This window comes from Desulfosoma sp., from assembly GCA_037481875.1.
In the GTDB taxonomy this organism is placed as follows: Bacteria; Desulfobacterota; Syntrophobacteria; order Syntrophobacterales; family DSM-9756; genus Desulfosoma.
On the sequence record JBBFKY010000007.1, the window covers coordinates 172,336 to 173,508 of the forward strand.

At 47.7% G+C, this 1,173-nt stretch carries 1 protein-coding gene; it reads right to left on the reverse strand.

The window, feature by feature from the left end:
- Positions 1-169: 169 nt before the first annotated feature.
- The gene (locus tag WHS46_10945; GenBank protein ID MEJ5349189.1) at positions 170-1,024 is read right to left on the reverse strand and encodes an exosortase/archaeosortase family protein; all 855 of its coding nucleotides are present in this window, start codon (positions 1,022-1,024) and stop codon (positions 170-172) included.
- Between the last annotated feature and the right edge of the window lie 149 nt (positions 1,025-1,173).

Consider the following 1,173-nt stretch of genomic DNA (forward strand, 5'->3'; position numbering starts at 1 on the left):
GTCATTGGGTCATTGGGTCATTGGGTCATTGGGTCATTGGGTCATTGGGTCATTGGGTCATTAAGTTGTCGAGTTATTGAGTCATTGAGTGAGTGGGTCATTAAGTTGTTGGGGCATTAAGTTGTTGAGTCATTGAGTGGTGGAGTTGTTAAGTCATTAGGTGAGGGAGTTATTGAGTTGTTGAGTCATTGGTGGAGGGGCGTAAAAGGGTGTAGACGCCACCGAGCATGACCAGCCCCAGAATGAATACAAGCCACCCTGAAAACGTGTGCAAAAACCCCTCGGCGACTCCCGCTCCGTAATGCCTCGCTAAAACAGCCGTGCCGATAAGGCGCAACACGTTAGACACCACCGCAATGGGGGCTGCAGCAAAAAAGAGAAGCCATTTTTTCCATGACCTCATAGGCGCAAGGTAGGCTATCGCGGCACTCAGGGCCAGAAGCGACGTCAGGGACCGTAACCCTGAGCACGCATCGGCCACTTCCAGCACCGTGTTGGGAAGCGTGAGGATATTGCCTTCCCGAAGCACGGTGTAACCCATAGTCTGTATGACGTCCGCAGCCACCTTGGAAGCAAAAAGTTTCATGGGAAAAGCGATCTTGTTCCATAGGATGGCAGGCAGCGGAACCATTAAGGCCAGGTAAGCGATGGGAATCCATAGGATCTTGGTCAGCTTGGATCCCCACAGAAACAGAACCACTCCAAAAAGAACCACCACCATGGAAGTTCCTTGTAGGAAATAAACCGACGCAGCCCAAGCTAAAATGAATTGGGCTAACCCTGCCGAGACCAAAATAAGACCCCAGAGTGAGCCCCTCTTGGGAACACGCTCCAGCTCCTCTTTCCGCTGCCACACCATATAGGCCGCAATGAACGGAATGAAATACCCATGCGAATAATTGTCATCCACGCCCCAATCATGGACTAACTTTAGGATGACAGGGTAATACAACAAAGCAAAAGATATACCTAAAGCCAAAAAAGGGAATGAAGAGCGGAGAGAAATACCTTTAAGAAGATTCATTACCGTCCCCAATCATTACATACAGTCATTAAGTCATTAAGTCATTGAGTCATTGAGTCATTAAGTCATTAAGTCATTGAGTCATTAAGTCATTGAGTCATTAAGTCATTGAGTCATTGAGTCATTGAGTCATTGAGTCATTGAGTCAT

What these genes read in the sequence shown, in the direction of transcription:
- WHS46_10945 (MEJ5349189.1), bottom strand. Translation starts at nt 1,024, where the DNA reads ATGAATCTTCTTAAAGGTATTTCTCTCCGCTCTTCATTCCCTTTTTTG.